The sequence below is a fragment of the Sphingomonas sp. J315 genome (genome assembly GCF_024666595.1).
In the GTDB taxonomy this organism is placed as follows: domain Bacteria; phylum Pseudomonadota; class Alphaproteobacteria; order Sphingomonadales; family Sphingomonadaceae; genus Sphingomonas.
The window spans coordinates 2,779,028-2,798,156 of sequence record NZ_CP088296.1; the positions used below are offsets into that span (position 1 = coordinate 2,779,028).

General features: G+C 65.7%; 14 protein-coding genes and 1 pseudogene. 12 read left to right on the top strand and 3 right to left on the bottom strand.

What is annotated here, in order from left to right; translation table 11 throughout:
* The first annotated feature begins 118 nt into the window (after window positions 1-118).
* The 4 genes from LRS08_RS14155 to LRS08_RS14170 all read left to right on the top strand — a co-directional run bounded on the left by LRS08_RS14155 (window position 119) and on the right by LRS08_RS14170 (window position 7,158).
* Window positions 119-1,324: an acyl-CoA dehydrogenase family protein gene (locus LRS08_RS14155; RefSeq protein WP_257843084.1), complete on the top strand. Its 1,206-nt coding sequence runs from the start codon at window positions 119-121 to the stop codon at window positions 1,322-1,324.
* Window positions 1,325-1,442: 118 nt separating this feature from the next.
* Window positions 1,443-2,513, top strand: coding sequence for an acyl-CoA dehydrogenase family protein (locus LRS08_RS14160; RefSeq protein ID WP_257843083.1), 1,071 nt, complete (start codon window positions 1,443-1,445; stop codon window positions 2,511-2,513).
* Between the two features lie 277 nt (window positions 2,514-2,790).
* Window positions 2,791-5,748, top strand: a complete 2,958-nt coding sequence (locus tag LRS08_RS14165; RefSeq protein ID WP_257843081.1) for a TonB-dependent receptor domain-containing protein — start codon at window positions 2,791-2,793, stop codon at window positions 5,746-5,748.
* Window positions 5,749-5,847: 99 nt separating this feature from the next.
* Window positions 5,848-7,158, top strand: coding sequence for a spinster family MFS transporter (locus LRS08_RS14170; RefSeq protein WP_257843080.1), 1,311 nt, complete (start codon window positions 5,848-5,850; stop codon window positions 7,156-7,158).
* Between the two features lie 17 nt (window positions 7,159-7,175).
* Here LRS08_RS14170 and LRS08_RS14175 read toward each other — a convergent pair whose 3' ends face one another.
* Window positions 7,176-8,327, bottom strand: a complete 1,152-nt coding sequence (locus LRS08_RS14175) for a TetR/AcrR family transcriptional regulator (RefSeq protein WP_374580120.1) — start codon at window positions 8,325-8,327, stop codon at window positions 7,176-7,178.
* A 248-nt stretch (window positions 8,328-8,575) separates the two neighbouring features.
* Between LRS08_RS14175 and LRS08_RS14180 the strand changes: the two genes are divergently transcribed.
* The 8 genes and pseudogenes from LRS08_RS14180 to LRS08_RS14215 all read left to right on the top strand — a co-directional run bounded on the left by LRS08_RS14180 (window position 8,576) and on the right by LRS08_RS14215 (window position 16,965).
* Window positions 8,576-9,859 carry an acyl-CoA dehydrogenase family protein gene (locus LRS08_RS14180; protein ID WP_257843079.1) on the top strand — a complete coding sequence of 428 codons (1,284 nt, stop codon included), beginning with the start codon at window positions 8,576-8,578 and terminating at the stop codon, window positions 9,857-9,859.
* A 139-nt stretch (window positions 9,860-9,998) separates the two neighbouring features.
* A complete protein-coding gene (locus LRS08_RS14185) occupies window positions 9,999-11,084 on the top strand; it encodes a Zn-dependent alcohol dehydrogenase (protein ID WP_257843078.1) in 1,086 nt (361 codons plus the stop codon).
* Window positions 11,081-12,142 (top strand): phosphotransferase family protein, encoded by a 1,062-nt coding sequence (locus LRS08_RS14190; RefSeq protein ID WP_257843077.1) that lies wholly within the window; start codon window positions 11,081-11,083, stop codon window positions 12,140-12,142. Before LRS08_RS14185 ends, LRS08_RS14190 begins: the two co-directional genes overlap by 4 nt.
* A gap of 115 nt (window positions 12,143-12,257) precedes the next feature.
* Window positions 12,258-13,023: pseudogene (locus LRS08_RS14195) on the top strand (SDR family NAD(P)-dependent oxidoreductase).
* Window positions 13,023-13,823: an SDR family NAD(P)-dependent oxidoreductase gene (locus LRS08_RS14200; protein ID WP_257843075.1), complete on the top strand. Its 801-nt coding sequence runs from the start codon at window positions 13,023-13,025 to the stop codon at window positions 13,821-13,823. The pseudogene LRS08_RS14195 and the gene LRS08_RS14200 overlap by 1 nt, the downstream one beginning before the upstream one ends.
* 39 nt (window positions 13,824-13,862) lie before the next feature.
* The gene (locus LRS08_RS14205) at window positions 13,863-14,972 is read left to right on the top strand and encodes an energy transducer TonB (protein ID WP_257843074.1); all 1,110 of its coding nucleotides are present in this window, start codon (window positions 13,863-13,865) and stop codon (window positions 14,970-14,972) included.
* Between the two features lie 74 nt (window positions 14,973-15,046).
* Window positions 15,047-15,754, top strand: a complete 708-nt coding sequence (locus LRS08_RS14210) for a TonB-dependent receptor (RefSeq protein ID WP_257843073.1) — start codon at window positions 15,047-15,049, stop codon at window positions 15,752-15,754.
* Between the two features lie 11 nt (window positions 15,755-15,765).
* Window positions 15,766-16,965, top strand: a complete 1,200-nt coding sequence (locus LRS08_RS14215; protein WP_257843072.1) for a serine hydrolase — start codon at window positions 15,766-15,768, stop codon at window positions 16,963-16,965.
* Between the two features lie 6 nt (window positions 16,966-16,971).
* Here LRS08_RS14215 and LRS08_RS14220 read toward each other — a convergent pair whose 3' ends face one another.
* Both LRS08_RS14220 and LRS08_RS14225 read right to left on the bottom strand, forming a co-directional pair.
* Window positions 16,972-17,856, bottom strand: coding sequence for an acyl-CoA thioesterase II (locus LRS08_RS14220; protein WP_257843071.1), 885 nt, complete (start codon window positions 17,854-17,856; stop codon window positions 16,972-16,974).
* 45 nt (window positions 17,857-17,901) lie between these two features.
* Window positions 17,902-19,029, bottom strand: a complete 1,128-nt coding sequence (locus LRS08_RS14225) for an acyl-CoA dehydrogenase family protein (protein WP_257843070.1) — start codon at window positions 19,027-19,029, stop codon at window positions 17,902-17,904.
* Between the last annotated feature and the right edge of the window lie 100 nt (window positions 19,030-19,129).

The following is a 19,129-nucleotide window of genomic DNA, read 5'->3' on the forward strand; positions in this document are numbered from 1 at the left end:
GGGCAAACGACCGGAAGCGAACATGTCGAGGAAATTCGCGCAACGTGAACACAAGCGAACATGTCGCGGGAGAATGCGCCATCGAGCCGCAGCCCGCTGTGAATTTTGAGGAGAGAAGATGTCTGTAATGGAGGATGTAAGGGTCGATCTCGACACCTTCCGCACCGAAGTCCGCGACTGGCTGGCGGAGAATTTCCCCGCCTCGCTCAAGGGCAAGGACAATGCGATGTCGGCGGTCGAGGGGCCGACGCAGGAGACCCCCGAACAGGCTGCCTGGCGCAAGGCGATGGGCGAGAAGGGCTGGGGCGTCCCGACCTGGCCCGCCGAATATGGCGGCGGCGGGCTGAGCCGCGCACAGGCCAAGGTGCTGCAGGAGGAGATGGCGCGGGCCGGGGCGTGGAATCCGATCGGCGGCATGGGCGTGATGATGTTCGGCCCGACGCTGCTGGAATATGGCAACGAGGCGCAGAAGCGCGAGCATATCCCGGCAATCGCGCGCGGCGAGGTGCGCTGGTGCCAGGGCTATTCGGAGCCGAACGCCGGGTCCGATCTCGCCAACCTGCAGACCTTTGCCGAGGACAAGGGCGACCATTATCTGGTCAACGGCCAGAAGACCTGGACCAGCGGCGGGCAATGGGCGCACAAATGCTTCGCCATCGTGCGCACCGACAAGACCCAGAAACAGGGCGGTATTACCTTCCTGCTGATCGACATGGATTCGCCCGGGGTCGAGGTGAAGCCGATCCAGATGATCAGCGGCATGTCGCCCTTCTGCGAGACCTTCTTCACCAATGTGAAGGTGCCCAAGGAAAACCGCGTCGGCGCGGAGGGGCAGGGCTGGACCATCGGCAAGCGACTGCTCCAGCATGAGCGCACCAACCTGTCGGGCGGCGGTTCCGCCTTCCGCATGAGCGGGCCTTCGCTCGCCGATATGGCGAAGAAATATCGCGGCGTCGATGCCGAGGGGCGGATCGCCGACCCCGATCTGCGCGCGCGCATCGCCAAGTTCGAGATGGACTGGCGCGCCTTCCTGCTGACCGCGATGCGCGTGCAGGCGGAGAGCAAGGCGGTGGGCGGCGTGTCCGAAGTCTCGTCGATCCTCAAGACCGTGGGCACCAAGCTGGGCCAGGAACGCGCCGAACTGATGATCGAGATTCAGGGGATGGAAGGTCTCGGCTGGGAAGGCGAGGGCTTTACCGAGGCGCAGATTCACGGCGTGCGTGCGTGGCTCTTCGGCAAGGCGACGACCATTTATGGCGGATCGACCGAAATCCAGAACAACGTGATCGCCAAGCGCATCCTGGGGATGCTGGACCACCAATAGCTGACCGTCACCCCAGCGAAAGCTGGGGTCTTTCACCACACGGGTTTCCCTCGCCGCGCGAGATCCCAGCTTTCGCTGGGATGACGGCCTAGATGGGACGGACGTAAGGAACTGAACAATGGCCGTTCTGACCGAAGAACAGACGATGCTGCGCGACATGGCGCGCGACTGGGCGAGCAATGAGAGCCCGGTGACCGCGTGGCGCAAGATCCGCGATGCGAACAGCGCGACGGGTTACGACCCCGCCGCCTATGCGACGATGGCCGAAATGGGCTGGACCGGGGTGATTATCCCCGAGGCACAGGGCGGCAGCGATTTCGGGTGGCTGAGCCTGGGACTGGTGATCGAGGAGCTGGGCAAGACGCTGTCCGCCAGTCCGATCGCGGCCAGCGCCGCAGCCGCATCGGCGATCCTGCTCGGCGGGAGCGACGCGCAGAAGGACAAGTATCTGCCGCGCATCGCCAGCGGCGAACTGATTGCGACGCTCGCGGTCGATGAAGGGCCGCGCCACGATCCCTCCGCGATCACCGCCAGCGTTTCGGACGGCAAGCTGACCGGCACCAAGGCGTTCGTCGCCGAGGGCGACAGCGCCGGGCTGTTGGTGGTTGCCGCGACCGATGGCCTGTATCTGGTCGAGGCGGGGGAGGGCGTGACCGTCGATCGCCGCCACCTCGTCGATTTCCGTAGCCATGCGCAGGTGAGTTTCGATGGCGCGCCCGCCGACAAGCTCGCGGGCGGGGGTGATACGCTGCTCGACGCGGTGCTCGATCGCGCTGCCGTGCTCGCCGCGGCCGAGATGCTGGGCATGGCGGGACAGGCGTTCGACACCACGCTCGCCTATCTGAAGCAGCGCGTTCAGTTCGGACAGATCCTCGCCACCTTCCAGGCGCTCCAGCACCGCATGGCGAACCTGTTCAGCGATATCGAGCTGATGCGCTCGGCGGTCGAGGCCGGGCTGGCGGCGATCGACCGCGGCGGGGATACCCGCCAGGCGGCATCGCTCGCCAAAGCCAAGGCGAACGAGGTCGGGCATCTGATGAGCCGCGAACTGATCCAGCTGCATGGCGGTATCGGCATGACCGATGAATATGACGCCGGCTTTTACCTCAAGCGGATGCGCGTGCTGGAGCAGATGTGGGGCAACACTGCCTGGCATCGCGAGCGCTTCGCGCGGCTCAGCGGGTTCTGATCCGTCAAGCGGCTGAAATTGAAAGGGGCGCTTCCGCGACAGGCGGAAGCGCCCCTTTTCGCATCTGCGGCATGAATTTTTGTCTTTAGAAGATCGGTTCAGCATACTCGCAGATATTTCCACGGTACCGATTCGAACCGTGTCCTCCATGTAACAGCTACGGATAAGTGGCGTTTCGCAACGGTTTTCCACTCTTGACCGATCTCTAGAGAGTCGATCTATTCGAGTTTACGGTATGGAGCCGAACAGCGTTCCGGCCGAACGGGAGTGGGATCTTATGAAGAAGCAGCTTTTGGCGGCGTGCGGGGTTTCGGCGCTCGTCCTCGGCGGCGCGGCGCCCGCCTTTGCGCAGGACAGCGATGGCGAAACCGAAATCGTCATCACCGGATCGATCATCGCCGGCACGCCGGAAGACGCGGCGCTGCCGGTCGACGTGATCGGTGCCGAGGAACTCGCCAAGCAGGGCAATCCGACCGTACTCGATCTGGTCAAGGCATTGCCGAGCTCGAGCGCGTCGCTGGGCGACGCCAACCAGTTCGACAGCCGATCGCAGGGGGCGGAAGGCATCGCCACCGTGAACCTTCGCGGTCTCAGCCCGCAGCGCACACTGGTGCTGCTCAATTCCAAGCGTCTCGCCACGTCGGGCAACGGCGTGCCCTCGGTCGACATCAACCTCCTTCCCCAGGCCGCGATCGGCCGAGTCGAGGTGCTGAAGGACGGTGCCGCCGCAACCTACGGTTCCGAAGCGATTGCGGGCGTGGTGAACTTCATCACCCGCACTAATCAGCGCGGGTTCCAGGGTTCGGGCAGCTACCGCTTTATCGAGGGGTCGGACGGCGATTTCGACGTCTCGCTCAGCTTTGGCCATGTCGGCGACAATTTCCGCCTGCTGGTCGCGGGCGGATACCAGCAGCGCGGCCAGCTGATGGCCAAGGACCGCGACTGGGCGGTCCGGCCCTATCCCGAAAATCCCCAAGGCGGCTGGACCGGCGGCGGCAACCCCGCGAACTTCCTGTTCCTGGGCGCGACCGGATCCCCGGTCACCGGCATCGTGGCGGACACCGCGTGCGCCCCGCTCGGCGGCTATGTGGGCGCGGATGCGCGCTGCTACAATCAATATTCGACCTTTGACAATCTGGTCGAAAAGGAGATGCGCGGGCAGGCGTTCATCGATTTCGAATGGGATGTGGGTGAGAATACGACGTTCCAGATGACCGCGCTGTACGGTCGGACCACCGTCCCGAACTATCTCAGCTCGCCTTCCTATTTGCTGACCCAGCCGCCCTCGGGCGTCGCGATTGCCGGGACGCCGTTTGCGCCCTTCGCGGCGTTGCTGAACAGCGGGTTCTTCGTGCCCAGTGCCAATCCCGGCCTGGTCGCCTATCGCGCGGCCAATACGACGCCGGCGGGTGCGGGCGTGCTGTTCCCGACATTGCTGTTCCGTCCGCATCTGCTGGGCGGCAATCCCTCCACGCTCGACAATGAATTCGCGCCGGGGTCGGCCACCGGACTGCGCAAGGGCGAATCGACCCGCTTCACCGCCGAGCTTCGCGGCGAGGTCGCCGACGGGCTGAACTACAACCTCAACGCGACCTACCATAATTACTATCGCTATATCGACGGATACGACTCATTCGGTGACCGCGTCCAGCGCGCGCTCCTCGGCTTTGGCGGGGCGAGCTGCACCGGCACGACGCCGGGTGCCAATGGCTGTCTGTGGCTCAATCCGTTCGGCAACGCGGTATCGGTCAACCCGGCAACCGGCCAGACCAACCCGGGCGCCAATGGCCCGACGAACAGCGCCGAGCTGACCGACTGGTTCTTTGTCAAATCGCACAGCGCAGTGACCACCGACCTGCTGGTTTTCGAAGGATCGCTCAGCGGTGGCACCGGGTTCAACCTGCCGGGCGGCGAGGTGCAGTTCGGCGTCGGCGCGCAATATCGCGATACCTCGATCACCGGTCGCTACGGCGCGAACAACAACCTGGCGCAAAATCCGTGCCGGGAGACGCCGTTGAACGGCAATACCAATGCTGCCGCCTGTTCGGGGGGACGCGCTGCTGCGGGTGCGCTCGGCTTCCTTGGCACCAACCTCGACTATGACCTTCAGGGCGATGTCTGGGCGTTGTTCGCAGAGGCTCAGCTGCCGATCCTCGACACGCTCAACCTTCAGCTCGCCGCGCGGTTCGAGGACTATGGCGGGGCCACCGGATCGACCTTCGATCCCCAGATTCGCGCGCGCTGGCAGGTCACCGACTGGCTCGCGGTTCGCGGCGGCTTCGGTACCACCTTCCGCGCCCCAACGCTCAACCAGCTGGCACCCGGATCGATCACCGCACTCCAGATCATCGACACGACCTTCCGTCCGATCGACGTGTTCGGCAATCCGAACCTGGTGCCCGAAAGCTCGAAGAATTACGGCGCGGGCGTGCTGCTCAGCGCCGGCGGGTTCAGCGCGAGCATCGATTATTACCGCTATGACATCGAGGATGCGATCGTCTCCGACCCGCTGATCTCGATGGTCAACACCCTGTTCCCCAGCACCGGTGGCAATACCTGCGCCACCAATGCGGCGCTGGCGGCGCGTTTCACCTTCTCGACCGGACCCTGCACCGCCACGACGGCGCGCACCGCCATCTCGCGCGTGCGGACCGAGACCCAGAATGGCGCGTCGATCACCAATGAGGGCATCGACGTGATGGCCAGCTATCGGGGAACCGACATGCTGGGCAGCGGCACGCGGTTCGCGATCGGCGGCAACGTCACCTACACGCTTCAGAACCGGATCAGCGACATCTTCGTCGCGGGCGCGCTGGTGCAGGGGGGCTATGACGGCGTCGGGCTGCTCAACTACCAGACGACGCTCTATCCGGTTCCCGAGTGGAAGGGGCAGGGCTTCCTGGAATTTGGCGCGGGTCCGATCGATGCGCGCCTGACGGCCACCTATATCGATGGGCTGTACGATCAGCGCGCCGACACGACCACGGCGGGCGTGTTCGGCCCCAACCCGGCGCTGGGCGGCGCACGGGTGACCCAGGGGGCGTTCATCGACAGCTTCACCACGGTGGACTTCACCATCCAGTTCGCGATTACCGACAGCGTGACCCTGTCGGGTAGCGTCTACAACCTGTTCGATCAGGATCCGCCCTTCGCCCGCGAAGACTATAACTACGAACCTTTTGTCGGGAATCCTCTGGGCCGCAACTTCAAGGTTGGCGTTTCCGCCAAGTTCTGAAGCCGGTACCTTTTCGGGGCTCCGTCGCGCGGGGAACGCGGCGGAGCCTCGATTTTTGTCTGACGGGTATACTCGATGCGTATGAAGGAGCAGGTTGACATGGCGATGATTTCCGCACCGGCCGACCCTGTTCCCGAGGGGGCCGACGACCGCGCGATCCGGCGACGCGGGCTGACGCTCGCATTGCTGACGGTGACCTATTTCTTCAGCTATATGGATCGGCAGATCCTCGCGATCCTGCAAGAGCTGATCAAGAAGGATCTGGGGCTCAGCGACACCCAGCTGGGGATGCTGACGGGCCTTGCCTTTGCGGTCTTCTATGCCGGGCTTGGCATCCCGGTCGCGCGGCTGGCCGACCGCATGAACCGGCGCAACATCATCGCGATCAGCCTGACGGTGTGGAGCGCTTTTACCGCAGCGTGCGGGCTGGCGCAGAACTTCGTCCAGCTGCTGTTGTTCCGCATCGGTGTCGGCATTGGCGAGGCGGGGTCGAGCCCGCCGAGCCACTCGATCATCGCCGACCTCTACCCGCCGGAAAAGCGCGCGGGGGCGATGGCGATCTATTCGCTGGGCGTCGTGCTGGGCACGGCCTTTGGAACGATGATCGGCGGGACGGTCGCGCATTATTATGGCTGGCGCGTCGCCCTGTTCGCGGTCGGCCTGCCCGGCGTGCTGCTCGCCTTTTTCGTATGGAAGCTCGTGGTCGAGCCGCGCCGTGGCCTGTCCGACGCGGTCAAGGTCGCCGAAGGCGAAGCAATGCCGTCGCTGGGCGAGGCATTTGCGGGGATGTGGCGCAACAAGGCCGCGGTCCATGTCGTGCTCGGTGTCACGCTCACCTCCATGATCGGATATGGACTGGCGGCATTCGGGCCGAGCTACATGCAGCGTTCGCTCGACATGAACCTGCTTCAGATCGCGTGGATCGTGGCGCCCATCCTGGGCGTGGTCGGCGCGCTGTCTGCGGTGCTCGGCGGCAGGTTGGCCGACTGGCTAGCCAAGACTCGCGGAATGCACGCGCAAAGCTATATGGTCGCGCTGCTCAAGGTGATCGCGCTGCCCTTCGCACTGATGTTCTACTGGCTGGACAGCTGGCAGCTGGCCCTTAGCGCCTATGTCGTCGCACTGCTGTTCCAGAACTCATATCTCGGACCCAGCTTCGCGATGATCCAGAGCCTCGCTCCGCAGAAGGTACGTGCGCTCTGGGCGGCGATCACATTGCTGGTCATCAACATGATTGGCCTTGGTATCGGTCCGGTGGCGGTGGGGCGGCTCAGCGATGCGCTCAACCCGACCTATGGCGAGGATTCGCTGCGCTATGCGATGTTGATCTTCGCGGCGATCACTCCTTGGGCGATCTTCCACTATTGGCGCGCGGGAGTGTGGCTTAAGCGGCGCGAAGCGGCCGTCTGAGCAGCGCTCCCGCCGGGTTAAAACTCCAGCACGCGATCGTCGAACAGCCCGAACACGATTGTCGAGGCGTAGAACGCTACCGCCCGATCACGCGGCATGGTGCTGGCCCATTTGCGCATGTCGAACGCGGCATTCTGCAGCGCCATCATCGTCTGGCTGGCGACCAGCGGGTCGATCGCGCGGATCGAACCCTCGGCGATGCCGTCGGAGAGCATGCCCGCGTAACGGCGCGCGATACGGTTCGAACGGTCGATCAACGCGGTGCGCACGCGCGGCGGCAGGCCCGACAGCGCGGTGGTGCGCAGCAGCGGCCCGCGTTCGGAAAACTGCACGTCGAGCAAAGTCCCGATGATGCTGGTCAACTTGCGCCAATGGTCGCCGGGACCTTCCTCGGCCAGCCGTTGCGCGTCGGCGATCAGGTCGAAGCTGCGCTTGTAGCATTCGATCACCAGCTCGTCCTTGGCGTCGAGATGGTGGTAAAAACTGCCCTTGGTGACGTTGAGCTCGCTCGCGATCTTCTGCACCGATGCGCCGCGATAGCCGAGTTCGTTGATCAACCGCGTCGCCGCCAGCAGGAATGCCTCGCGGCCCGGCTCGGCCTCGTCATGCGTGAGGTCGAGCATCTCGGGCTTCCACACATCGCCCGGGGTGGCGATGCCGTGACGGAACACGTCCATCAGGCGGCTCTCGACGCGCGGATATTCGTCGACCTCGTACCGCGTGATCCAGGCGGGGAGCCAGAAGGTGTTTTCGAGCAGCACATGCGCGCGTCCGCCGCGCAGGTCGGTCTCCGCGCGGGTGCCGCCTTCGCCCCACAGCGCGCGGGTCTTGCGGAAAATCTGCTGCCAGCGCTTGAGCAAGGCGGCCTTTACCTCGCCCTCCATCGCGCGCAGGTCGGACAGGATGGCGAACGCCTTTTCCTCGCCGGTCGCGATCCGTGCCAGCCGTTCCATGTTGATCGCCAGGTAACGGGCGACGCGGGCCTCGGGGGTTGCCTCGCGATGCGCTTCGTCGAGCATCGCGTCGAGCCGGTCGAGCGTGACCTCGAATGCTGCGGCGGCAAGGTCTTCCTTGCGCTTGAAATAGTAGGTAACACTGGTGGTGTTGAGGCCGACGCGCTGCGCGACATCGGCGAAGGTCATGCCCTTCGCGCTCTGATCGTTGATCACGTCCGCCGCCGCCGCGAGGATCGCGTCGCGCTTGGCACGGAACCGTTTTGTTTCCCCCGTGCCTCTTCGGGCACTGCGTCTTCGGCGTTCATCCGTTTAGATTAGCAAATTTGATTCGAACGAACAGTCCTAAAGCGTAGCAATGCGATCTACAGGGAACCGTAGCCGAAAAATGCTGCGCTGCCCACTTTACCGAATATCGGGTATGGCCTAATCGACTCGAAACGGATTGGACAAGGAGAGAGCCGATGGACTTCACGCTGACCGAGCGCGAGACCTATTTCCGCGATCGCGTGCGCGGGTTCATCGACCAGCATATCGCCCCGCGCCAGAAGGAGTATCGCGAACAGGTCTATACCGGCGAGCGCTGGAAGGTGCTGCCGGTGATCGAGGAGTTGAAGCCGGTCGCGCGGGCGCAGGGACTGTGGAATTTCTTCATGCCGCCGCATTCGGGCCAGACCCATGTCGACGACACGTTCGAATTTGAGGGGACGCAGCTCACCAACCTCGAATACGCGCTGTGCGCCGAGGAAATGGGCCGCGCCGGATGGGCGAGCGAGGTGTTCAACTGCTCGGCCCCCGATACCGGCAATATGGAGGTGCTCCACCGCTACGGCACGCGGGAACACAAGGAGCGCTGGCTCAAGCCGCTGATGAATGGCGAGATCCGCTCGGCATTCCTGATGACCGAGCCCGATGTCGCCTCGTCGGATGCGACCAATATCCAGACCTCGATGGTCCGCGATGGCGATCATTATGTCATCAACGGGCGGAAATGGTGGTCGTCGGGCGTGGGCGATCCGCGCTGTGCGGTCGCGATCGTGATGGGCAAGACCAACCCCGACGCCTCGCGCCACGCGCAGCAGAGCCAGATTCTGGTGCCGATGGACACGCCGGGCGTGCGGATCGAGCGGATGCTTTCGGTGTTCGGGTATGATCACGCGCCGCACGGCCATGGCGAGGTGGTGCTGGAGAATGTCCGTGTGCCGGTCGAGAATATCCTGCTGGGCGAAGGGCGCGGGTTCGAGATCGCGCAGGGCCGGCTCGGGCCGGGCCGCATCCATCACTGCATGCGATCGATCGGCGTTGCCGAAATGGCGCTGGAGCTGATGTGCAAGCGCCTGCTGAGCCGTGTCGCGTTCGGCAAGCGCATCGCGGATCATTCGATCTGGGAACAGCGCGTGGCCGAAGCGCGGTCGAACCTCGAAATGATGCGCCTGCTGTGCCTCAAGGCGGCGGACATGATGGACAAGGCCGGCAACAAGTCGGCGCAGGGCGAGATCGCGATGATCAAGGCGATGGGTCCGCGCATGACGCTGCAGATCCTCGACGACGCGATTCAGGCGTTCGGCGGCGCAGGCGTATCGGGCGATACGCCGCTGGCGAGTGCATGGGCGAGCATGCGCACGCTGCGCTTTGCCGATGGGCCGGACGAGGTCCACAACCGGGCGATCGCGCGGTCGGAGTTTGGCAAGTATGGTGAGTTCAAGGCGGATCGGCCGAGCAGCGGCGATATGGCGGTGACGCGGTAAGCCTTTGCCGTCACCCCCGCGAACGCGGGGGCCCATCTCCCGGACGTGCGGCAGCTGCGCCCGGTGAGGTGTTTGGATAGCGCAGGAGATGGGCCCCCGCTTTCGCGGGGGTGACGATTGAGGTTTTTGGGGAGATCAGGTGAAAGCAGCAGTCCTGTTCGAGGCCGGCAAGCCGCTCGAAATCCACGACATCCGCATCGACAAGCCCGGCCCGCGCGAGGTGCTGGTGCGTACGGCGGCGTGCGGCGTGTGCCGGTCGGATCTGCATTTCGTCGACGGCGCCTATCCACACGCGATGCCGACCGTGCCGGGGCATGAGGCGGCGGGCGTGGTCGAGGCGGTGGGGAGCGAGGTCACGCGGCTGAAGCCCGGCGACCATGTCATCACCTTCTTCACCGTGTTCTGCGGGTCGTGCGAGTTCTGCATCTCGGGCCGTCCGTCGCTGTGTCTCGACAATTCGACGCGCCGCCCGGCCGATGCCAGCCCCAAGCTGACGCTCGCCGATGGCACGCCGGTCAATCATTTCCTCAACCTGTCGGCGTTTGCCGAACAGATGCTGATCCATGAAAATGCCTGTGTCGCGATCAGCAAGGATATGCCGCTCGACCGTGCGGCGTTGCTTGGCTGCGCGGTGCTGACCGGGGCGGGGTCGATCTTCCGCGACAGCAAGGTGACGCCGGGCGAGACGGTCGCAGTGATCGGGTGCGGCGGGATCGGCCTGTCGGCGATCAACGCCGCCAAGATCGCGGGCGCGGGCAAGATCATCGCGATCGACCCGGTGCCGGAGAAGCGCGCGCTGGCGCGGAAGATGGGTGCGACGCACGATCTCGATGCGATGGCGCCCGATCTGGTCAAGCAGGTGCTGAAGCTCACCGATGGCGGCGTGAACTATGCGATCGAGGCGGTCGGGCGGCCGCAGACGGCGGAGACGGCGTGGCACGTGCTGCGCCGTGGCGGGACCGCGACGATCCTGGGCATGATCGCGCCGGGCCAGTCGGTCAGCATTCCCGGCCCGACCTTCCTGTCGGGCAAGAAGCTGCAGGGGTCGCTTGCCGGGTCGATGCAATTCCCGATCGACCTCCCGCGCCTTGTCCAGATGTATCTCGACGGCGTGCTCGACCTCGACACGATGGTGGCCGAGCGGATCCGGCTGGAGGACATCAACCACGCCTTCGACAACCTCCGCACGGGCGACGCGGTGCGCTCCGTGATCGAGTTCGCATGACCCCGCCGGCGGGACATCGCGGCGGGCAGCCGATGGAGCAGGTCGACGATCTCGACACCGCGCGCCTGACCGCATGGATGGAGGCCAATGTCGCGGGTTTCGAGGGGCCGCTGAGCTACGCCAAATTCCCCGGCGGGCAGAGCAACCCGACGTACCGCATCGACGCGGCGAGCGGCGCCTATGTCCTGCGGCGCAAGCCGTTCGGGCCGCTGCTGCCCTCGGCCCATGCGGTGGATCGCGAATATCGGCTGATCGCCGGGCTGCATCCGACCGGCTTCCCGGTCGCGAAGCCCTATGGGCTATGCGAGGACGATGGGGTCGTCGGATCGGCCTTCTACATCATGGAGCTGGTCGCGGGGGCGACCTATTGGGACGGGTCGCTGCCCGACAAAACGCCGGCGCAGCGCACCGCGATCTATTACGAAATCTGCGACCGGTTGGCGCAGCTGCATGAGACCGATTACGCGGCGGCGGGGCTGGGCGATTACGGCAAGCCGGGCAGCTATTTCGAGCGGCAGGTCGGGCGCTGGACCAAGCAGTATCGGTTGGCCCAGACCGACGATCTGGAGGATGTCGAAAAGCTGATCGAGTGGCTGCCGCGCACATTGCCGCCGCAGACGCGCACCAGCATCGTCCATGGCGATTATCGCATCGACAATATGATTTTCGACGCCGACGCGCCGCGCGTGAAGGCGGTGCTCGACTGGGAGCTGTCGACGCTGGGCGATCCGATGGCGGATTTCAGCTATCTGCTGATGAACTGGATGATCCCGGCCAATGGCGCGTCGGGCATTGGCGGGATTACCGGGGCGGAGACGGGCATCCCGACCGTCGAGGCGATGGTTGAGCGTTATTGCGCCGCGACCGGGCGCGACGGCATTCCCGACCTCAACTGGTATTTCGCGTTCGGCCAGTTCCGGCTGATGAGCATCGTCCAGGGGATCAAGCGCCGCCTGCTCGACGGCAATGCCAGCAATGCGCATGCCGAGGAGACAGCGGCGCGGGTGCCGGGGCTGGCGGCGAGTGCTTGGGAATTTGCGCGGAAGGCGGGGGCGTAAGTCCCCCTCCCGCTTGCGGGAGGGGTTAGGGGAGGGCCTGTCCCTCTCAGTCAGATACAACGTGTGCGGACAGGCCCTCCCCCGGCCCCCCCCGCAAGCGGGAGGGGAGTTTTAGATGAGCCTGTTCGACCTGACCGGTAAGGTCGCCATCGTCACCGGATCCTCGCGCGGGATCGGCAAAGCCTCGGCCGAAGCGCTCGCCGATCAGGGCGCTAAGGTGGTGATCTCCAGCCGCAACCAGGATGCGTGCGACGAGGTTGCCGCCGCGATCAATGCGAAGCATGGCGACGGCACCGCGATCGCCATTGCCGCGAGCATCTCGCACAAGGACGCGCTCCAGCATCTGGTGGACGAGACGCGCCGCGTGTTCGGGCGGATCGACATCCTGGTCTGCAACGCTGCGTCCAACCCCTATTACGGGCCGCTGGCGGGCATTGCGGACGAGCAGTTCCGCAAGATCCTCGACAACAACGTCCTGTCGAACCACTGGCTGATCCAGATGGTCGCGCCCGAGATGCGCGAGCGCAAGGACGGGGCGATCGTCATCATCTCCTCGATCGGGGGGACTGCGCGGGTCGCCGGTGATCGGGGCGTACAACGTGTCCAAGGCGGCGGACTTCCAGCTCGCGCGCAACTATGCGGTCGAATATGGTCCCGACAATGTCCGCGTGAACTGCATCGCGCCGGGGCTGATCAAGACCGACTTCGCCCGCGCGCTGTGGGAAGACCCCGCAGCCGAGGCGCGGGTGAACAAGCAGACCCCGCTGCGTCGTCTGGGCGAGCCGGAGGATATTGCGGGGGGCGTCGTGTTCCTCGCCTCGGCGGCGGGGCGCTACACCACCGGGCAGGCTTTGGTGATCGATGGCGGGGTGACGATCTGATGGCACGCTTCACCGACAAATCGGTTATCGTCACCGGCGCAGGCAGCGGTATCGGCCGCGCCGCCGCAATCCTGTTCGCCGCCGAAGGGGGACGGGTGATCGTCGCCGACAAGAGCGAGGGCGCGGACGAGACCGTCGCGCTGATCGCCGCGGCGGGCGGCACGGCCCAGGCAATCCGCATGGATGCGGGCAGTGAGCCGGACGTGATCGCCACGGTCGATCTCGCCGTCGCCGAATTCGGCGGGCTCGACGTGCTCTTCGCCAATGCCGGGATTTCGGGCGGGATGGCCAATTTGTTCGACACCACGCCCGAGCTGATGGCGGAAGTGCTGCGCGTGAACCTGATCGGGCCGCTGCTCGCGATCAAGCATGGCGCGCCGACGATTGCGGAGCGCGGGAAGGGCGCGATCGTCCTCACCGCCAGCGTCGCCGGCATCCGTTCGGGCGCGGGCAGTCCGGCTTATTCGGCGTCCAAGGCGGGGGTCATCAACCTCGCCGCAGTCGCCGCGCAGCAGCTGTCCGGCTCCAATGTCCGCGTCAACGCGCTGTGCCCCGGCCTTACCGAGACCGGCATGACCAAGCCGACCTTCGACTATGCGCGCGAGGCGGGGAAGATGGATCGCGTCGGCCGGTTGAATCCGCTCCGCCGCGGCGCCCAGCCCGAGGAACTGGCGCGCGCGGCGCTGTTCCTTGCGTCGGACGATGCCAGCTATGTCAACGGACAGGCGCTGGCGGTGGACGGCGGCCTGTCGTCCAGCCATCCGGTGACGCGGCAGGAATATGGCAAGACGGCGGTGTAATGTCTTGATCCGGTAACGGAAAAGCGGGAGCATCCGCAGATGCTCACCCTTCTCGTCGCCGTCGCACAAACCGCCACGCTTCAGGCTCCGTCGTCGGCGCGGGCGTACCGGCCCCATCTGGTCGATTTCGACGCCGGCGAGGCGCACTGCGACGGGCGCTCGGTCGCTGTGCTGAGAGCGGTTCAGCCGTTTACGGAGGTCGCGCGGCTTGGTGCCGCGCCTCCGCGCGCGGTGCGGATGACCTTTGCGCTCGATCGGGACGGACGACCTGCGGGAATCACCCAGCGGGTCGAGGATAGCGCTCCGCCCTTTGGTTTCACGCCGACCGCCGATCTCGCCCCCGCGCTCAGCCTGTGGCGCTTTGCCGGGGGACGCCCGGGAACGTCGTGCAGTATCGTCTTCACGCCCCGGATAAAGCCGGTGGACGAGGCGGAAAAGTCCGACCTGTTCCGCGTCATCGCGCTCCGTCGGCCTGTCATGGGCGACCAGGCCGCATTGGCGACGCGCCTGCGCAAGATCGATTGCGGCGGTCAGCGTCCGCCTCAGGTGCTGCTGCGTGCCTATCCCGACAAGTCGCGCATCGCCCGCGAGCCGGGCGCACCGGCCTACAGCATCGTCGAATTCGACATCGATCCGGCGGGGGTGCCGGCCCATGTTGCGATTGCGACAAGCAGTGGAAATGCGGGGCTCGATCGCGCTGCTGTCGATGCCGCCGGGCGTTCGCGCTTTGCCGGTAACGCGCCCCGCACGCGCTGCACCGTGCCTGTGCTGCTCGGGCCCGGCGACCCGATCCCGGCGCCGCCCGCCCCCGACAGGTCGGCGTTTCGGCCACAGGACTCGACTTGTCCGGACAAGCTGACATGGACGCGCCCCATCGCGTTGAACTATCCCGATGGTTTCCGGCGACGCGCGATCGAGGGGTGGGCGATGCTCAGCTTCGATCTCGCGCCCTGGGGCGAGCCTGGCCAGATCAAGGTCCTCGCCAGCGAGCCCGCCGAGGCGTTCGGGGCGCAGGCGCGTCAGTCGCTCGCTACGGCCCGCGCCAATGCGCCATCGGGCGGAGCACAAGGCTGTGTGCTCAAGGTCACATTCCGGATGCCTGCCCGGGTCGACGATTACGCGGTCGAAGGCGCAGACGGCGATTTCTGACGCGCTCTGACAGGCGATTGACCGACGCCGTCCGAAGGCCGACCCTGCGCCCGACACCAAGTAGGAGCGCAACGATGCGGATCATTCGGGCACTGACGGCGGCTACATTGATGGTGGCGTGCATCCTTCCCGCTCCCGCGCAGGAAGTGGTGGTCACCGCAACCCGCTCGGCGAGCAATCGCGACGGGTTTCAGGGCACGTCGATCCCGATCATCACGATGCGGCGCACCGCCGACTTCGCGGTGCAGCGGGTGTCGATTACCGGCGACACGCGCGACGAGGCGACGCGCCGCAAGGAAATCTATGCGATGGTCCGCAGCGCGATCGAGCAGGCGGGCAGGCACGGCGTCGAGCTGGCGACCGGCGACTATGTGGTCGAGGCGCTGACGCTCGAAAACTACGGTAACCTCACTCTTGTGCGCGACGGTCGCCCGGATTCGGAACGGACCAGCTTCATCATCAAGGTCAAGCTGGAGCCCGGCATGGACGCGCGCGCCGCGCTCGACCGCATCGCCAAGTTCATCAAGGCGGTGCCGCCCACCGGCCGCGCGCAGATCGAGAAGAGCGGCGACATGACGCTGTCGGTGCTCAACCCCGATCAATATCGCACCAAGATCATCGAAATGATCGCCGCCGACGCCGCCACCACCGCAGCGCGCTTCGGTCCGGATTACGGCGTCGAGGTTCGCGGTCTCGACCGCCCGGTGGAATGGTCACGGGCCAGCCTGACCGAGGTGTTCCTCTACCTCCCGGCAAGCTACACGGTGGTCGCCAAGAAATAGAAAGGACCGCCATGCCCCGTCGCGCCGCCAGCCTGTTGTTGATCGGATTGGCATGGGTGAGCGGCCCGGCGGCGGCGCAGGAGCGGTCGTTCGACGCGGAACTGCGCGACTTCCGCAACCTGCATCGCGTCACGGTGCAACAGGCGAAGATCGTCGGCAGCAGCTTCTACTTCGTGCGCGACGGCAAGACCGTGGCCGCCGATCACCTGGGACAGCAGGACGCCGACGCCGGCACGCCGGTGGATGCGCGGACGATCTATCACTGGGCGTCGGTGACCAAGACGATGACGGGGATCGCGATCATGCAGCTGCGCGATCGCGGATTGCTGAAACTCGACGATCCGATCGTGCGATACGTCCCCGAGCTTGCGAAGGTGCATAATCCGTTCGGGCCGATGGAGGCGATCACGATCCGTCAGCTGATGAGCCACAGCGCGGGGTTTCGCAGCGGCACCTGGCCGTGGCGTGACAAGGAGTGGCAGCCGTTCGAGCCCGCCGGCTGGGCGCAGCTGGCGGCGATGCTGCCCTATACGGCGGTCGAATTCGCACCGGGATCGCGCTTTGGCTATTCCAACCCCGGCATCGTCTATCTGGGGCAGGTGATCGAGCGGCTGTCGGGCGAGGATTTCGAGGTCTATATCGACAAGAATATCCTCAAGCCGCTGGGCATGCATGCCAGCTATTTCGACCGCACCCCGCCGCACCTGATGCCGCACCGCTCGCACAGCTACTATCTGCGCGATGGCAAGCGGGTGGCGGCAGCGTTCGATGTCGATACCGGCGTCACCGTGTCCAATGGTGGCCTGAACGCGCCGATGCCCGACATGGCGAAGTATCTGGCGTTCCTGATCGGCGATCCGGCGCGGACGGACTATGCGCTGGTGCTCAAGCGCAGTTCGCTGGAGGAAATGTGGCGACCGCAGGTCGATGCGGGCGACGATTTCAGCCAGGGGCGGATGGCGACGACGACCAGGGCCGGCCTGTCCTTCTTTATCGACCGGACGCGCGGGGTGCGCTTCGTCGGCCACAATGGCGACCAGAACGGGTTCCGCGCCTATCTCAGCCTTTGTCCGGACCAGCGCGCGGGCAGCCTGCTCACTTTCAATACCGAGACGCGCGGGGTGCGGAACGATCCGACGAACCGCGACACGGCGGAATCGCGGATCGCGCTGGCCACCGACCGGCTGTGCGAGGCGCTGGCGGGCAGCTGAACCCGTTCAGCCTTCGCGCATCCGCATCAGCCCTTCCTGCGCGACGCTCGCCACCAGCCGTCCGTCGCGGCTGTAGATGCGCCCGCGGTTGAACCCGCGCGCATGGCCGGCCCAGGGGCTGTCGGTGGTGTAGAGCAGCCAGTCGTCGGCGCGCAGCGGCTCGTGCAGCCACACGGCATGGTCGAGGCTCGCGCTCTGCAAGCCGCGCGTCATCCAGTTGATGCCGTGCGGCATGGTCGCGGTGCCGAGCAGCATCATGTCGCTGGCGTAGGAGAGCACCGCGCGGTGCAGCGCGGGATCGTCGGGCAAAGCGGCGGCGGTGCGGAACCAGCTATGCTGCACCGGCTCGCGCTTTTCGGGCTTGAACCAGTTGCGCGGGGAGCAGGGGCGGATCTCGATCGGGCGCGGGCGCAGGAAGAAGGGGCGGAACTTCTCCGGCACATGGTCGCGGATTTCCTCGCGCAGGTCGAACTCGGAGCGCAGGTCGTCCGGCCCCGGCACGTCGGGCATGTCGGCCTGATGCGACAGGCCGTCCTCGGGCCGCTGGAACGACGCGATCATGTTGAGGATCGGCACGCCCTGTTGCAGCGCGATCACGCGGCGATTGGCAAAGCTGCCCCCGTCATAATCGCGCACGACGCGATAGATGATCGGGAAATCCTCATTTCCCGGGCGCATGAAATAGGCGTGGAGCGAGTGGGCGTCCTTGCCCTCGACCGAGCGCTGCGCCGCCTGAAGCGCCTGGGCAATCACCTGCCCGCCGAACACGCGCCCGACCCCGCCGGGCTGGCGCGCGCCGCGATACAGGTCGACGTCGATCGTTTCGACGTCGAGGAGCTCGATCAGCTGGGTCACCTGTTCGGCGGCGGTTTCGGCGCGTTTTTCGGTCATTCTTCCTCCTTAGCCCCTCCCCTAAAGGGGAGGGGCTTTGGCAGATCAATATCCCGCCGCTTCGGCCAGCGCATTAGCGTGAAAGTTCGTATCGCCGAACAGCTCCGCCAGCACGCGCCCGCGCTTCATGTAGAAGCCGATTTCATATTCGTCGGTCATGCCGATGCCGCCGTGCATCTGGACGCCTTCCTGAACCGCCAGCGTGGAGGCCATGCCGGCCATCGCCTTGGCGACCGACACTGCGGTGTCGGCCTTTGTATCGCCGGCGTCGAGCAATTGTTGCGCCTTGAGCACTGCAGCGCGTGCGACTTCGAGTTCGGAGTAGAGATGCGCCGCGCGGTGCTGGAGCGCCTGGAAGCTGCCGATCAGCACACCGAACTGCTTGCGCTCTTTCAGATACTGGACGGTCATGTCCATCGCGCCGCCACCGACGCCCAGCATCTCCGCCGCCGCCCCGGCGCGGCCCGCTCCGAGCAATGCGTTGAGGACCGTGCGGCCGTCATCGACCTGACCGATCACTGCATCGGCATCGACCTCGACGCCTTCGAACGTCATACGGGCGGCGAGGCTCGCATCGGCCAGGCGTTGGGGGTCGGCGGTCAGGTTCGCCGCATCCTTCGGGACCGCGAACAGGGTGACGCCGTCCGTGTCCTCGGGCGATCCGGCGGTGCGGGCAGCGACGATGAGGAGGTCGGCGATGTGGCCATGCGTCACGAACTGCTTGGCGCCGGTCAGGCGGAAACCATTGCCCGACCGCTCCGCCTTCATCCCGATCGCGTTGCCATGCTTGGCGCGCTCGTCGATCGCGAGCGCCGCGACGGTCTCGCCCGCGAGGATGCCGGGGAACCAGCGTTCGGCGTGGCTGCTGCCCTTGAGCGCCGCCACCGCCGCAACCGCCGTGGTGAGGAAGGGGGAGGGGGACAGGTTGCGCCCGATCTCCTCCAGCACCACCCCCGCCTCGACATGGCCGAGACCGAGGCCGCCGTCGCTTTCGGGGATCAGAATGCCGGTAAAGCCCATTTCGGCGAATTGCTTCCACAGGTCGCGGCTGAACCCGGTCGTATCGTTCGCGTCGCGCAGCGCGCGCATATGGCTGACCGGGGCGGCTTCGGACACGAATTGCTGCGCGGCATCGCGGAGCATTGTCTGTTCTTCGTTGAGGTAGAGTGGCATCTAAATCTCCGTCGCCCTCTTTTTCGTCACCCCAGCGAAAGCTGGGGTCTGGTGCGGCAGGGGGACCGCTTCGCAACTGGAGACCCCAGCTTTCGCTGGG

What these genes read in the sequence shown, in the direction of transcription:
- LRS08_RS14165 (WP_257843081.1), top strand. Translation starts at nt 2,791, where the DNA reads ATGAAGAAGCAGCTTTTGGCGGCGTGCGGGGTTTCGGCGCTCGTCCTC.
- LRS08_RS14200 (WP_257843075.1), top strand. Translation starts at nt 13,023, where the DNA reads ATGGCACGCTTCACCGACAAATCGGTTATCGTCACCGGCGCAGGCAGC.
- LRS08_RS14155 (WP_257843084.1), top strand. Translation starts at nt 119, where the DNA reads ATGTCTGTAATGGAGGATGTAAGGGTCGATCTCGACACCTTCCGCACC.
- LRS08_RS14180 (WP_257843079.1), top strand. Translation starts at nt 8,576, where the DNA reads ATGGACTTCACGCTGACCGAGCGCGAGACCTATTTCCGCGATCGCGTG.
- LRS08_RS14205 (WP_257843074.1), top strand. Translation starts at nt 13,863, where the DNA reads ATGCTCACCCTTCTCGTCGCCGTCGCACAAACCGCCACGCTTCAGGCT.
- LRS08_RS14215 (WP_257843072.1), top strand. Translation starts at nt 15,766, where the DNA reads ATGCCCCGTCGCGCCGCCAGCCTGTTGTTGATCGGATTGGCATGGGTG.
- LRS08_RS14220 (WP_257843071.1), bottom strand. Translation starts at nt 17,856, where the DNA reads ATGACCGAAAAACGCGCCGAAACCGCCGCCGAACAGGTGACCCAGCTG.
- LRS08_RS14170 (WP_257843080.1), top strand. Translation starts at nt 5,848, where the DNA reads ATGGCGATGATTTCCGCACCGGCCGACCCTGTTCCCGAGGGGGCCGAC.
- LRS08_RS14225 (WP_257843070.1), bottom strand. Translation starts at nt 19,029, where the DNA reads ATGCCACTCTACCTCAACGAAGAACAGACAATGCTCCGCGATGCCGCG.
- LRS08_RS14210 (WP_257843073.1), top strand. Translation starts at nt 15,047, where the DNA reads ATGCGGATCATTCGGGCACTGACGGCGGCTACATTGATGGTGGCGTGC.
- LRS08_RS14160 (WP_257843083.1), top strand. Translation starts at nt 1,443, where the DNA reads ATGGCCGTTCTGACCGAAGAACAGACGATGCTGCGCGACATGGCGCGC.
- LRS08_RS14190 (WP_257843077.1), top strand. Translation starts at nt 11,081, where the DNA reads ATGACCCCGCCGGCGGGACATCGCGGCGGGCAGCCGATGGAGCAGGTC.